Source organism: Comamonas thiooxydans (assembly GCF_002157685.2).
In the GTDB taxonomy this organism is placed as follows: Bacteria; Pseudomonadota; Gammaproteobacteria; order Burkholderiales; family Burkholderiaceae_C; genus Comamonas; species Comamonas testosteroni_H.
This window is the reverse complement of record NZ_AP026738.1, coordinates 1,812,043-1,824,989: the sequence shown is the minus strand read 5'-3', so window position 1 is coordinate 1,824,989 and position 12,947 is coordinate 1,812,043. Positions and strand designations below refer to the sequence as shown.

At 63.1% G+C, this 12,947-nt stretch carries 12 protein-coding genes and 2 tRNA genes; 7 read left to right on the top strand and 7 right to left on the bottom strand.

All coding sequences use genetic code 11. The features are described from left to right. The first annotated feature begins 128 nt into the window (after positions 1-128). Positions 129-1,247 carry a DUF72 domain-containing protein gene (locus tag CTR2_RS08485; RefSeq protein ID WP_087085820.1) on the top strand — a complete coding sequence of 373 codons (1,119 nt, stop codon included), beginning with the start codon at positions 129-131 and terminating at the stop codon, positions 1,245-1,247. Between the two features lie 108 nt (positions 1,248-1,355). Here the strand turns inward: CTR2_RS08485 and CTR2_RS08480 are convergent, their stop codons facing one another. Continuing rightward, complete coding sequence (locus CTR2_RS08480) at positions 1,356-2,459, bottom strand: enoyl-CoA hydratase/isomerase family protein (protein ID WP_087085821.1); 1,104 nt, start codon at positions 2,457-2,459, stop codon at positions 1,356-1,358. A gap of 218 nt (positions 2,460-2,677) precedes the next feature. Here CTR2_RS08480 and CTR2_RS08475 point away from each other — a divergent pair, with 218 nt between their 5' ends. Then, the gene (locus tag CTR2_RS08475) at positions 2,678-3,112 is read left to right on the top strand and encodes a YbaN family protein (RefSeq protein ID WP_087085822.1); all 435 of its coding nucleotides are present in this window, start codon (positions 2,678-2,680) and stop codon (positions 3,110-3,112) included. A 109-nt stretch (positions 3,113-3,221) separates the two neighbouring features. Here the strand turns inward: CTR2_RS08475 and CTR2_RS08470 are convergent. Together CTR2_RS08470 and CTR2_RS08465 are read right to left on the bottom strand one after the other, a co-directional pair. Then, a tRNA-Pro gene (locus CTR2_RS08470) sits at positions 3,222-3,298 on the bottom strand. A 181-nt stretch (positions 3,299-3,479) separates the two neighbouring features. Next, positions 3,480-3,556, bottom strand: a tRNA-Pro gene (locus tag CTR2_RS08465). A gap of 568 nt (positions 3,557-4,124) precedes the next feature. On the opposite strand from CTR2_RS08465, the gene CTR2_RS08460 reads away from it, so the two are divergent. Continuing rightward, positions 4,125-5,162, top strand: a complete 1,038-nt coding sequence (locus CTR2_RS08460) for a porin (RefSeq protein WP_087085823.1) — start codon at positions 4,125-4,127, stop codon at positions 5,160-5,162. Positions 5,163-5,255: 93 nt separating this feature from the next. Here the strand turns inward: CTR2_RS08460 and CTR2_RS08455 are convergent, their stop codons facing one another. Genes CTR2_RS08455 through CTR2_RS08440 form a run of 4 tightly spaced genes read right to left on the bottom strand, consistent with a single transcriptional unit; the run spans position 5,256 to position 8,294 of the window. Continuing rightward, positions 5,256-5,960, bottom strand: a complete 705-nt coding sequence (locus CTR2_RS08455) for a hypothetical protein (RefSeq protein ID WP_087085824.1) — start codon at positions 5,958-5,960, stop codon at positions 5,256-5,258. Beyond that, on the bottom strand, positions 5,957-6,946 hold the full coding sequence (locus CTR2_RS08450) for an MlaD family protein (protein WP_087085825.1): 990 nt from the start codon (positions 6,944-6,946) through the stop codon (positions 5,957-5,959). The genes CTR2_RS08455 and CTR2_RS08450 overlap by 4 nt, the downstream gene beginning before the upstream one ends. 13 nt (positions 6,947-6,959) lie before the next feature. Next, a complete protein-coding gene (locus CTR2_RS08445; RefSeq protein ID WP_003077169.1) occupies positions 6,960-7,763 on the bottom strand; it encodes an MlaE family ABC transporter permease in 804 nt (267 codons plus the stop codon). Between the two features lie 57 nt (positions 7,764-7,820). Continuing rightward, positions 7,821-8,294: a Cd(II)/Pb(II)-responsive transcriptional regulator gene (locus tag CTR2_RS08440; RefSeq protein WP_087085826.1), complete on the bottom strand. Its 474-nt coding sequence runs from the start codon at positions 8,292-8,294 to the stop codon at positions 7,821-7,823. A gap of 39 nt (positions 8,295-8,333) precedes the next feature. Here CTR2_RS08440 and CTR2_RS08435 point away from each other — a divergent pair, with 39 nt between their 5' ends. The 4 genes from CTR2_RS08435 (at position 8,334) to CTR2_RS08420 (ending at position 12,946) form a co-directional block, all read left to right on the top strand. Further along, entirely contained in the window at positions 8,334-10,469 is a 2,136-nt protein-coding gene (locus CTR2_RS08435; RefSeq protein ID WP_087085827.1) for a heavy metal translocating P-type ATPase, read from the top strand. Positions 10,470-10,573: 104 nt separating this feature from the next. Then, on the top strand, positions 10,574-11,041 hold the full coding sequence (locus CTR2_RS08430) for a hypothetical protein (RefSeq protein ID WP_087085828.1): 468 nt from the start codon (positions 10,574-10,576) through the stop codon (positions 11,039-11,041). Between the two features lie 115 nt (positions 11,042-11,156). Further along, entirely contained in the window at positions 11,157-11,516 is a 360-nt protein-coding gene (locus CTR2_RS08425; protein ID WP_087085829.1) for a hypothetical protein, read from the top strand. Then, positions 11,513-12,946, top strand: coding sequence for a TolC family protein (locus CTR2_RS08420; protein ID WP_087085830.1), 1,434 nt, complete (start codon positions 11,513-11,515; stop codon positions 12,944-12,946). The genes CTR2_RS08425 and CTR2_RS08420 overlap by 4 nt, the downstream gene beginning before the upstream one ends. The last annotated feature ends 1 nt before the right edge of the window (position 12,947 follow it).

Below are 12,947 nucleotides of genomic sequence, written 5' to 3'. Positions count from 1 at the left end.
AGGCATGCAGCCACACTGCCCTCGATATCCAGCATAAGTGCAAGCAAACCTTAAAAACTATGCTTTCCATAGCTGCTTTCCCTTGATGAGCAAGCACAAAAGGCCAATTTCATTAGAATTATTGCGACATGCCCGACACCTTCCAGGACGATTTTTTTGCCGATGAGCTGCCTCCACCCGGAGACGGTACCGGCAAGGCTCGGACTGAAGAAGCGCCGCAGGCCGATGACACAGTTGAACGCAAACCCAGGCGCGGTGCTATTTCTCTGGCCTCTGCAGCTGCGCAGTACCAGGACCTGGCCGCACAGTTGCCTCCCCTGCTGCGCATGGGCGTCTCGACCTGGTCCTACCCGGGCTGGGAAGACTTGGTCTGGGATGGTGCGTACGACAGCAGCGTGCTGGCCAAAAAAGGTCTGACGGCCTATCACCAGCACCCGCTGCTGCGCACCGTCTGTGTCGACCGCACCTTCTGGCGACCGCTGACGGCCAGCCAATATGCCGCATTTGCTGCTCAGGTCGATGCTGACTTTCGCTTTGTCGTCAAATGCCCGGCCGGTATCACCGATGCCCAGGTACGCAGCGAGGAAGGCAAGCCGCGCGAGAGCAACCCGGCGTTTCTCGACCCCAACCTGGCCATAGAGCATTTTGTGCAGCCTACTCTCGAAGGGCTGGGCAGCAAGCTGGGCGTTCTGGTCTTTCAGCTCAGCCCCCTGCCCTGGAGTCTGCTCAGCCGCCCTGGCCTGCTGATGGACAAGCTGGACCTGCTGCTGTCCGCCGTGAAACAGGCGCTGCAAGCACATCCGCAGGTCGTCGTTGCCGTCGAGGTCAGAGACCCCGAGCTGCTGACCCCGGCGCTGACCCGCACGCTCAAGACCCATGGCGCCACCTTCTGTCTGGGCTTGCACGGCAAGATGCCGCCCATCGAGGCGCAACTCGACATGCTGCGTGCGCTATGGCCCGGGCCGCTGGTGTGCCGCTGGAATCTGAATCGTATCTTTGGCGCCTATGGCTATGCCGATGCCCAGAAGAAGCACCAGCCGTTCAACGAGATCCTCAGCGAGGATCTGCATACCCGGGAGCGGCTGGCCCGCACGATTGCCGGCATCACCGGTGCCGGTCAACCCGCTTTTGTGACCATCAGCAACGATGCCGAGGGATGTGCCCCACGCTCGATAGCGCTGCTGGCGCAGGCGCTTGCGCGTCTTTCAGACTCAGGCTCTGACAAACATCCTCGGCCGTCATCCTGAATTAATACTCGAATCCCCTCAGACGCTTACGTTCAAAGCGCTGATGGCTATCAAAAACAAAGCCCGACAGGCCACAAACCTGCCGGGCTTTTTGAATGAGGACTTCAATCAGTCCTTCAGCGCCGCCAGCGGGTGCGAGTGCGCAGGCCATGGGCTGTCAAAGAACGCACGCCACTCGGAATCGCTCACCTCTTCGATGCTGGCGGGATTCCAGCGCGGGCTGTGATCCTTGTCCACCGCCAGTGCGCGGACGCCTTCCACGGTCTCGCTGCGACCCGGGCGCAGATAAAAGCAGTGGCGCACCATATCGCGCTCCATGCGCAGATCTTCGGCCAGACTCATCTGGCGCGCGCGGCGGATCTGCTCCAGCACCACATGCAGCATCAGAGGCGAGCGCTTGCGCAGCGTGGCAGCTTCGGCCTGGGCCCAGTCGCTGCCAGCCTGCAAGGCCTGCACAACCGCAGCCACCGTGGGTTGAGAAAAACAGGCATCGATTTCCGCGCGATGATGGACTGTCTTTGGCTCGGCACTCACAAAGCGAGAGCGCACCACGGCGTTGAGCGCCTCCACATTGGCAAAGTCCGTGGTCGCGAGGGTCTCCCACAGCTCTGTCTGCTGTTCGGCAGGAATGCAGCCATCGGCAAGACCAAACGCCAGGGCATCGCCCGCGCCGATGGTATCGCCGGTCAAGGCCAGCCATTCGCCCACGGCACCGGGGCAGCGCGATAGGAAATAGCCACCGCCCACATCGGGGAACAGGCCAATGGCCGTCTCGGGCATGGCCATCTTGGTGCGCTCGGTCACGATACGCAGCGAGCCGCCCTGGCTGATACCCATGCCACCGCCCATGACGATGCCGTCCATGAAGGCGATATAGGGCTTGCCGAAGCTATGAATCAGATGGTTGAGCGCATATTCCTCGGTGAAAAAGTCTTCGAGTTGAGGATTGCCACTGCTGCCGGCCGCATGCAGAAAGCGGATGTCACCACCGGCGCAGAACGCCCCGAACACCCCTTCCTTGTTGCTGCCACGAATGGCCACGCCCAGAATCGAGTCGTCTTTTTGCCAGGCCAGCAAAGTGCCCAGCAGATCGCGCACCATGCCCAGAGACAGCGCGTTGAGCGCCTTGGGACGGTTGAGCGTAATCATGCCCAGCTTGCCACGGACTTCGGCAATCACATCGGACATATCGGCGCTCGGGGTGGGGGTCATTGTGTTGCTCCTTGAATCAATTCCATTGCTGGTCGCCAATCGGTCGCCAGGCCATGCGCACCGATTATGCGGTTGCACTCCGCGCAAGCAGGGACAAGGACGTGACAAATACCGCCAGCATCTGCAGCCACAAAGCCCGAACGGTCTGCAATGCTGACTAATATGGGAGCCGTGCCAGGCTGCAGCTTCACCAGTTTCTGCGGCCCACCCTCTGCCTCATGAACGATCTGCCACCACCGCCCGAAACCCCTCGCGAAGAACCGCACTTGGAGTCCAAGCAGCTTTCCGCGCCGCTGCGCTATCTGCTCATTGCCTTTGCGCTGGTTTGCGTGATATTGGGGCTGATAGGCGCCGTGATTCCCGGCATGCCCACCACGGTATTCATATTGATGGCCGCCTGGGCGGCGGTGCGCAGCTCGCCCAGACTGCATCGCTGGCTCTATGCGCACCGTGTGTTCGGCCCGCTGCTGCACAACTGGGACACTGGCGGCAAGGTCAGCCGCCGTGCCAAATGGACGGCAACCGTCAGCATGGGCGCCAGCAGCCTGCTGATTCTGTATTTCTCGTACAAGCCATGGCTCACTGCCATGACACTGAGCATCATGGCCTGCGTATTGCTCTGGCTGTGGCTCAGGCCGGAGCCGCAGGTTTAGGGATGGAGTCTCCCAAAGTCGCGAGACATGCGCCTGGTTGTTGTTCTCCTCGAACAGGAGAGCTGAAATAGAAAAAGGCCCGTGATTTGCATCACAGGCCTTTTCAATATGGTCGGAATGGCGGGATTCGAACTCGCGACCCCTTGCACCCCATGCAAGTGCGCTACCAGGCTGCGCTACATTCCGTGTCGATGACGCTATTGTAACCGATTTTCGACCATCTTTTGGGAAGGCCGCAACTCAAGCAGTTGCTCGGTTATTAGCCACGACGGTCATCTGGCGCTGCAGGTTTCATAGCAAACCTCGCAGCGACCTTAGAATCGGCATTGAAAAAGGCCTGTGATTTTCATCACAGGCCTTTTCAAATTGGTCGGAATGGCGGGATTCGAACTCGCGACCCCTTGCACCCCATGCAAGTGCGCTACCAGGCTGCGCTACATTCCGTGTCGATGGGATGAATTATAGGGAGGAAAAACACCCTCCCCGGGGAAAACGCGCACTTTTTTCAAAAAAGTATCGAACTGGTGCGGAAAGCTGCAGGCCTGATATCAACGCACGCCCGGCCGCACAAGCGCTCAGCACACTCTGGCCAATCGCGAGCCCTGCGCAAGGCCTGGTCAAGACTGCCCGAGGGAACCACAAGAGTGGGCGCTTCAGCGATTCCAAGCAGACATCCATCGCCGAGTCACTCCTGTTCCATCCGCTGACGCTGTCATCCCCGAACCTCCTGGTCAAACCCCGTCCACCAGGAATGACTGTTATTCCTTGATCACGAAACCCTCAGTACTCACTCTCGCTCGGCAGGCTTCACCCAGCCGCTTTGCACGGCAATATCGATAGCACCAACACGGTGCACACAAGAGATTTCCCTGAGTCCTTGAGGTAAAAAAACCACTGTCATATCGCTGAAAAGATGATTTCATCGGCATCCGCGGAACTGCAGAGCAAGCTGTATACAAACCCCCGCTATATTTCAAAACGTAAATCCAATATCTAACTCGAGAGGACACTCATGAAGACTGCTTTTATCGCCATGGCTGCTGCCCTGGCCTGCTCCGGCGCCGCTTTTGCCCAGAGCAATGTGCAACTGACCGGACTGGCCGATATGTATGCCGGCTCGGTAAAAATGGCCGGCCAGGACCGCAAGGGCGTTGTTGGCTCCGGCGGCATGACCACATCCTGGTGGGGCCTGAAAGGCACGGAAGACCTGGGCAGCGGCCTGAAGGTCGATTTCAACCTCACCGCCTTCATGCGCATGGATACGGGTGAACCCGGCCGCTTCCCCGGCGATACCTTCTTCTCGCGCGACGCCAACGTCGGCCTGAACGGCAGCTTCGGCCGCATCGGCCTGGGCCGCGACAAGGCGCCCAACTTCCTGCCCACCATTCTGACCAACCCCTTCGGCGATTCGTTCACCATCTCGCCTCTGGTACTGCACGCGAACACGCCCACCGCAGCCTGGGGCGGCAACCGCCTGACAACGCCCGCCGACACCGGCTGGAGCAATATGCTGGTCTACACGACACCTAGCTTCGGTGGTCTGACTGCCAATGTCTACTACCAGTTCGGCGAGCAAACGACTCCTGGCAACAAGAGCAAGAAGAACGTCGGCGTGAACGCCCTGTACTTCAACGGTCCTCTGAGCCTGACGGCCTTCTACGAGCGTGACCAGATCACCAACCCCGGCAGCGGCACCGTCATGCCTACCAAGAGCGACTGGATGGTTGGCGGCAGCTACAACTTCAACGTCGTGAAGCTCTACGCCACCTACGGCCAGGCCAAGGTCAAGGATCTGGATAGCAAGAGCAAGACCTACTCGCTGGGCCTGGACATTCCTGTCTCCGGCACACCCGGTACCGTCAAGGCCGCCGTGGCCCGCACCAAGTATGAAGCGGCCACCGACGCCACCCGCACCACAGCGACTCTGGGCTACGACCACTTCCTGTCCAAGCGCACCGATGTCTACACCGCTCTGATGTATGACCGTGTGACCGATGCCAACCCCAAGAGCGGCACCAGCCTGATCGCCGGTATCCGTCACCGCTTCTAAGCACCGGGTTTGAGCGGGCCTCTGGCTCGCCCATCCGCAAAAAAGCGAGGCCTGAGCCTCGCTTTTTTATTTCCAACCCGGTGGCCTGCCTGTTCACTTGGGTGCGGATGTCTCCAGAAGCTTCAGCCGACGCTGCAGCTGCGCCTGTTGTTCCACATCGCCGCCCTGCTGCGCTGCCTTGAGTTGCAGCAGAAGCCAGGCCATCAAAGGCCTGCGCCAGCCTTGCTCCGAAGCGGTATCGACGCCTTGCTGCAGCAGGCCAGGCACCGCAGCGCCACCACGCAGCAGCACACCCGCCGCCACCAGTCTCGATAGCGGATCCTTGATCTCGGCCACTGCTGCACCACCTGCGCCGCCACCGAGCAGTTGCCGCGCCACGGCACGCTGCGCCTCGGGCAAAAGCTCTATATCACCCGCTTGTGGACTGGCCTGCAGATAGCGGGCATAGGCCTGCTCTTGCTTGCCCGCATCCTGCGCCAGCGCCTCATAGGCCGGGCAGCCATTCCAGTCCAGGCTGGCCACCTGCGCCGCGCAGCGCATCAACTCCAGCTTGGCGGCCTGTGCGGGCTGACCGGTGCTGGCCACGGCATCGCGCGCCTTCTGCCACTGCAGCGCCTCCACACGCTGATGCCCCTGCAAATAGGCCTGGGTGGCTTTTTGTGCCGCAGCTTCGGCACTCAAGGCCCAATCCGGTGCCGGGGCTTGGTTGCCACAGGCTGAAATCGCTATGACAGATATAGCAGCTATCGCTCTCCCACATTGACCTAGAGTCTGTTTTTGATTGATTTTTTGCGTCATGGCAGCTTCAACTCCGGCTTGTGGGAAAACGGCCATTTGCGCTGCAGATCGTTGAGCACAGACTCCAGCCTCAGCAGATTGCTTTCGACCTCGGCGCGCAGCGCACCCAGGTCGGTCGAGGCCTCGCGGGCATTGCTGCCCACCACCTGCATATCGGCCAGTACGGCGTCGACCTTGGCCATGCTTTTGCGCGTATCAGCCAGCAAGCCGTTGAGCTGCTCCATAGTGGCCTTGACCTGGGGCATGACGCCGTTTGCATCGAAGACCTGGCTGTCGGCGCGCGCCACCATGCGGTCCATGCGTCCGAGCAAGGAGTTGGCGCGCTCCAGCATCTGGCCGACCTTCTTCGCTTCCTCGTCGCTGCCCAGCACCGCTCCGAGAACCCCGCCCTGGCCCTGCATGCGCTCGGCCAGCTTGCGCACTTCGGCCAGCGATCCGCCCAATGCCGAATCTGTGGCGGTCAGCGCCGCAACATTGGCCAGCACCTCCTTGGCGGAACTGATGATCTGAGGCAGCTCTGCCGTGGCATCACCGCTGAGCACGGGCCGCACGGAGTCCGGCGGCAGCGGCGCATCGCCCAGCATGCCCGTATAGGCCTTGATGGTGGTGCCGCCCACCAGTCCCTTGACCAGCGTGAACACGCTGGACTGGCGCAGCCAGTGGGCATCCTTTTCGGTCACATCGACCAGAATGCGAACCGAGCCGTCCTCGGCCAGCTCTATCTTGCGCACGCGGCCTATGGGAAAGCCCGAGAACGTCATGTCCATGCCTACGATCACGCCCTCGGAGTCATCGGCCGTCAGCACCAGACGCTGCGTAGGCTCGAACACTCCGCGCGCGTAGAGCAGATAAGCGGCCGCACTCAGAATCAATACCAGGGTCAGCGCCAGCAGCGCGGCTGCCTTGGCGCGCAGATGCGCGACGGGTTTGAGGCTGAGCAACTCCTCGTCGATCAGTTGCTCCTCGGCCATACGCGTTTCGCTCATGGCTCCATCCTTTTTAGTAATAGTTGCCCATGAGCGAGATCACCTCGATCAGGAGCAACACGGCAAACATGCGTGCAAAGCCACCCAGCTCCGCCCCGCCCTGCCTGTGTCGCGCAACCGGCGTGTACATGGCAGAGGCCAGCGGCATGACGGCCACCGTGAGGCTGAAAAACCAGGTCTTGAGCACGAACACCAGCGTCAGCGACGGTGTGAAGATCTGGCCAAAGATGCGCGTGTACGCACCAAACCCGGCCAGGCTGAAGCCGTAGACGCTCAGATACACGGTGACCAAGGCAACGATGCAGCTGAGTGCGGCCAATGTGATGGCGGCAAAAACGCCCGCCGCCGCACGCGGCACCAGCGCCGCACGGACAGGGTCAATGCCTTGCGTCTTCCACTTCGCGAGCTGGCCCTGCATACGCATCTGCACCACCTGCACGCCGGCTGGAATGGTGCAGCGCATGGCCACAAACAGTGCGGCCGTCAGCGGTATCAGCTCGATCACCATCACCCGCACCACCAGATCCAGCGCATAGCGCGACAGGCCGTAACTTTGTGCAGTGACAATGACGATGCGCGCAATCACCGCACACAGCAGGGCCGCCAGCGCGGTAAAGCCTGTCAGTATGGGGGCGGTCTGCGCAAACATCTGCTGGGCCAGCATGGCCCGCCCGCGCTTCTGGTAGCTCGACGGCGAGCTGACCAACACCAGCAGCACGGCTGTCAGATAAATGCTGCGCCACCACGCCAGGGCCTGCGCGCCCAGCGCGGCCCAGATCCGCCCCGGCAGCTTGATGGTGGTTTCACTCCAGCTCATGCAGGAATGATAGCGTCCGCTTCAGGGTACGGGCGCAGCCACCACGGTTGTCGTCTGTCAGACATGGCGCTTTGCCGCAGCGCTGCCCTGCAAGCCCTCGGGCAAGGGCTCATCGGCCTGAGCATGCAAGGCCTCGATGATGTGACAAAAGCTGTCCGAGCCGTCGCACTGGCTGCGCAGCTGCATCAGCTCATGCTCCAGAGCCTGCAGCTCGGCCAGCCGCTCGCGCACATGACCCAGATGGGCGTCCAGGGTTGTGTTGGCAGCCACGCAATCGGCCTTGCGCGCACCATCGAGCGCCAGCAGGGTACGCACTTCGTCGAGCGACATATCCATGGCCCGGCACAGCCGGATAAAACGCAGCCTGTGAACATCGCCATCGGTATAGAGCCGGTACTGGTTGTCCTCGCGCATGCCGGGCGAGAGCAGTTGTTCCTTCTCGTAGTAGCGGATATTGGCCGCTGCGATGCCGGAACGCTTGGCTGCCTCGCCAATGCGCCAGCGCGGAATATCGTGCGAATTGAGGGACATGCTTGACCTTGAAGTGACTTTATTGTTTTCAATACTGCCATGAAGCAAGAAAGCCTGTCTACCCACGCCCATGGCGGCGGCCACAATGGTCATTCACATGATCACGATCATGAGCATGACCATGCCCATGCGCCCGCCACGTCCAAACCCGTCGCCGCCACCGCTGCATCGAGCTGCGGCACGGGCTGCTGCGCACCGTTTTCCATCAGCGAGCCGGCCAAGAGCCAGGGTCATGATGAAGGTGACGGTCATGACCATGCTCACGACCATGGCGTGCTGCCGGGCTGGCCGCGCATCTACGCTGCTCTTGCGGCGGCTCTGGCGGCCGAGGCCTGCCACTGGTTTGGCGGCGACGGCGCCAACTCGACGCTTCAATACCTGGGCATGGCACTGGCCGTGCTGGGCATAGCGCTGTCGGGTCTGGGCGTCTACAAGGCCGGTCTCAAGGATCTGCTGCGCTTCAAGCTCGGGATTCATGCACTGATGGCCGTGGCCGTCACGGGCGCCTTCATCATCGGCCAATGGCCCGAAGCCGCCATGGTCATGGCCCTTTATGCAGCGGCCGAGCGCATCGAAGACCAGGCCATGGACAAGGCCCGCCTGGCCATCCGCAATCTGCTGCAGCTGGCGCCAGAGACCGCCGATGTGCTGCAACCCGACGGCAGCACCCTGCGCATGGCCGCCAACGAGGTGCCTCTGGGCGCCGTGCTGCGTGTGACGCCAGGCGCTCGCGTCCCACTCGACGGCCTGGTCACCGAGGGCGAAAGCTCGGTCAACCAGGCCCCCATCACGGGCGAGAGCGCGCTGGCGCACAAAGGCCCGGGCGACGAGCTGTATGCAGGCTCCATCAACCAGGACGGCGAACTGCACCTGCGTGTAACCGCGCCGGCCAGCGACAGCCTGATTGCACGCATCGTCCATGCCGTGGAGCAGGCCCAATCCTCCAAGGCCCCCACCCAGCGTTTTGTTGACCGCTTCGCCGAGATCTACACCCCCATCGTACTGGTGCTGGCAATTGCCCTGGGCCTGCTCGCGCCCTGGCTGCTGGACTGGAGCTGGCATCAGGCCGCTTACCAGGCCCTGGCCTTGCTGGTCATCGCCTGCCCCTGTGCCCTGGTGCTGTCCACCCCGGTCACCGTGGTCAGCGCGCTCACGGCTGCTGCCAAGCGCGGCATTCTCATCAAGGGCGGCAGCGCTCTGGAGTCCGCCCGCCAGCTCAAGGCGATTGCACTCGACAAGACCGGCACGCTGACCACGGGCTCACCCAAGCTGGTGGACTGGCAGGGCTGGAATGCAGCGGGCAGCGATGAAGCCGCAGCCCGCGCCTATGCGCTGGCATCGCGCTCCGACCACCCGGTATCGCGCGCGATTGCCCAGGGGCTGGAGACCCAAGTCGACAAGGACTTTGCCGAAGCACAGCAATTGCAGGCCCTGCCCGGCCGCGGCGTGCAGGCCCAGATCGGCCCTGAACGCTGGACGCTGGCCAATCTACGCTGGGTGGGCGAGCAAGGATGGGACAGCGCCGAACTCAAGGCCGCGCTGATGCAGCAGGAGCAACAGGGCCGAACCGTCACCCTGCTGGCCAATGAGCAGGGCGTGCAGGCGCTGTTTGCCGTGGCCGACCCGTTGCGCCCGCAAGCCAAGGCGGCCGTGGCCCAGTTGCAGGCGCTTGGCGTCAAACCCATTGTGCTCAGCGGCGACAACAGCGCCACCGTGCGCACGGTGGCCGCGGAAGCGGGCATCAGCGATGCGCGCGGCAATATGCTGCCCGAAGACAAGCTCAAGACCCTGAGCGAGCTGCAGCGCGACATCGGCCCCACGGCCATGACGGGCGACGGCATCAACGACGCGCCAGCGCTGGCCCAGGCCGACATAGGCTTTGCCATGGGTGGCATGCATGCCACCGACATGGCCATGGAGACCGCCGATGTGGTGCTCATGAACGACGACCTGCGCCGCATTCCCGAGGTGGTCGATCTCTCGCAGCGCGCGCACAGCGTGCTCTGGCAGAACATCAGCCTGGCCCTGGGCATCAAGCTGGCCTTCTTCGTTCTGGCCGTCAGCGGCAATGCCAGCATGTGGCTGGCCGTGCTGGCCGATATGGGCGTGAGCCTGCTGGTGGTCGCCAACGGTCTGCGCCTGCGCCATTGGGGCAATAGGGCTGAAAATGCATGAAATTCGACCTTAGCCCTTGATGGGCAAGCACAAGCAGCTATCTAATTTACGATTTACTGCACCGGGCGGGGAACTAAACCCCGCCCTTCGCTATCATTCAGCCCATGCGTCGCTTTTTCTCCTTGTTCATGGTTTTGCTGCTGGCCCTGCGTGGCCTGGCAGGCGATGCCATGGCCATGGAGCAGAACACCGACCAGGCCCATCACATGGGACATGCGCTGGTGCAGACGCCAAGCCTGGGTGAAGTGGCCGCCATGGCAGCCGCTGTGCACCACGCGCATGCAAGCCTCGCGGCCGATGCTCGGGCACATGAGCACCACGACATGGGTCCGTCCCACAAGGCGGCCCCCGTTGGTGCCGTGGCCTGCAGCGCCAATTCCGCCGACAGCGACTGCCACCAGCATGAAGGCCATTGCACGGCCTGCGGCATCTGCCACTCGACGCTGGCCAACCCCGAGTTGCTGACGCTTCACTCCAGCCTCCCCCTGGCCGCCCAGCCGGCCCATGGTGCAGCGCGCTTTGCCAGCGCCGCGCCTGCCGAACTCGTCAAACCACCGATTTCTGCGCTCTGACGCCCTAGGTGCGTCCGCATTTTGATAGCAACCATCGCGCTTGCTATCTAGGTTTGAGCCGAAAAACGCTCAAAACTGCGGACTTTCTCCCGGTTTTAGACGACAGGAATCCCCTATGCGCCAAGCGCATCCTCTTTCTTTGACAGCCATGGCTTTGCTCATGGCCGGCGTCAGCCCGCCGGTCCTGGCCCAGCCGTCCGCGCCGACTCTCCCGGTGGCCCAGTCCCCGGCCAGCAGTCACAGCGTTTTCAACCCCGCCGCTCCCACGCTGGCGCTGCAGCACCAGCCGCTTGCCGCCAGCGCGGCCATCGTCGCCCAGCCCGGTGACTGGAAGGCCGCCAATGCCGCGGTAAGCGAGTTCCCGCGCGGCCATGGCGATGTGCTCAGGTGGGAAAAATCCCAGGGCAATGCCTCCGGCCCAGCCCCGGACAGCGGTACTTCCGCACATCAGCACCATCACGGAGGCCAGCCATGAAGCGCCTTGCATTCAAAGCCGCGCCCTTGCTCGCCGCACTGGCGCTGGCCGGCTGCGCCAGCATCTCGCCTGACGGACTTCGCGGCGACGTGGCCAGACATACCGAAGGCAGGCTGCCCGCGGGCGCACAACTGCCGTCGCCGGACGCGCAAGCCCTGCAGGATGCGCAGACCCAGATTGCCGACTGGCTCAAAACCCCTGTCGATGCCGACACCGCCGTGCGCATCGCCCTGCTCAACAACCCCGGTCTGCAGGCCCAGCTGGCGCAGCTCGGCATTGCCGACGCGCAGCGCGTGCAGGTCCTGACCCTGCCCAACCCCAGCTTTACCTTCGGCCGCTTTCGCAACGGCCACGAGCGCGAGATCGAGCGCCAGCTCAGCTTTGGCCTGGTGCAGCTCATCACCCTGCCCTGGCGCAGCCGCTGGCAGGGCTGGCAGATGGAACAGGCCACGCTGACGGCCGCCCAGCAGGTGCTGCTGCTGGCCTCCGACACACGCCGCGCCTGGCTGCGCGCCGTGGCAGCCGAGCAAGCCCTGGCCGCCAACGAACGCATGCATGAGGCGGCTGCCCTGGGCGGCGAGCTGGCCCGCCGCATGGCCCAGGTCGGCAACTTCAGCAAGATGGACCAGGCCAGAGAGCTGGCCCAGCAGCAGCAGGCCGCCGCCCAGCTGGCACGCGCGCGTCTGAACGCCCAGCTGGAACGTGAGCAGCTGGCCCGCCGCATGGGTCTTTGGGGGCAGCAACTGGCCTACAAGCTGCCCGCCCAACTGCCCGCCCTGCCGAAGACAGCCGAATTGCGCAGCGGCGATGACGCAGAGGCCACGGCACTGCGCCAGCGACTGGATCTGGGCGCGCTGCGCCGCGACCTGGATGTGACCGCCGGACGCCAGGGCTGGGCCACGATTGGCACCATCTTTGGCGATATCGGCGCCAGCTACAGCAACAACACCAGTACTGAACGCGCCACCGGCCACAGCGACAAGACCCAGGGCTGGGAGTTCGACGTGCCGCTGCCGCTGTTTGACTGGGGCTTTGCCGCGCGCGGCATGGCACGCAACCAGGTGCTGCGCAGCGCATCGCTGCTGCGCGACAACGCCATACGCGCACGCAGCGAAGCACGCAGCAACTGGCTGGCCTACCGCACGGCTTACGACCTGGCCCAGCAACAGCAGGCCGAGGTTCTGCCCTTGGCCAAGCTGATGCAGGAAGAAACCGTCTACCGCTACAACGGCATGTTCATGAGTGTGTGGCAACTGTTGGCCCAGGCCCGCAGCACCACCCAGGCCGTGGTGACCGCCACCGAGGCACAGCGCGACTTCTGGCTGGCCGAGACCGATCTGCGCCTGGCCCTGACAGGCACATCGCCAGGAACCTCCCCCACCGTCAACACCAGCGCAGCGCCCGCTGCCAACAACGAAGCAGGTCACTGAT

Bases quoted from the DNA above. Each gene is read 5' to 3' on its own strand.
- CTR2_RS08445 (WP_003077169.1), bottom strand. From the start codon at position 7,763: ATGAGCTGGAGTGAAACCACCATCAAGCTGCCGGGGCGGATCTGGGCC.
- CTR2_RS08450 (WP_087085825.1), bottom strand. From the start codon at position 6,946: ATGAGCGAAACGCGTATGGCCGAGGAGCAACTGATCGACGAGGAGTTG.
- CTR2_RS08480 (WP_087085821.1), bottom strand. From the start codon at position 2,459: ATGACCCCCACCCCGAGCGCCGATATGTCCGATGTGATTGCCGAAGTC.
- CTR2_RS08485 (WP_087085820.1), top strand. From the start codon at position 129: ATGCCCGACACCTTCCAGGACGATTTTTTTGCCGATGAGCTGCCTCCA.
- CTR2_RS08425 (WP_087085829.1), top strand. From the start codon at position 11,157: ATGCGCCAAGCGCATCCTCTTTCTTTGACAGCCATGGCTTTGCTCATG.
- CTR2_RS08430 (WP_087085828.1), top strand. From the start codon at position 10,574: ATGCGTCGCTTTTTCTCCTTGTTCATGGTTTTGCTGCTGGCCCTGCGT.
- CTR2_RS08455 (WP_087085824.1), bottom strand. From the start codon at position 5,960: ATGACGCAAAAAATCAATCAAAAACAGACTCTAGGTCAATGTGGGAGA.
- CTR2_RS08475 (WP_087085822.1), top strand. From the start codon at position 2,678: ATGAACGATCTGCCACCACCGCCCGAAACCCCTCGCGAAGAACCGCAC.
- CTR2_RS08420 (WP_087085830.1), top strand. From the start codon at position 11,513: ATGAAGCGCCTTGCATTCAAAGCCGCGCCCTTGCTCGCCGCACTGGCG.
- CTR2_RS08435 (WP_087085827.1), top strand. From the start codon at position 8,334: ATGAAGCAAGAAAGCCTGTCTACCCACGCCCATGGCGGCGGCCACAAT.
- CTR2_RS08460 (WP_087085823.1), top strand. From the start codon at position 4,125: ATGAAGACTGCTTTTATCGCCATGGCTGCTGCCCTGGCCTGCTCCGGC.
- CTR2_RS08440 (WP_087085826.1), bottom strand. From the start codon at position 8,294: ATGTCCCTCAATTCGCACGATATTCCGCGCTGGCGCATTGGCGAGGCA.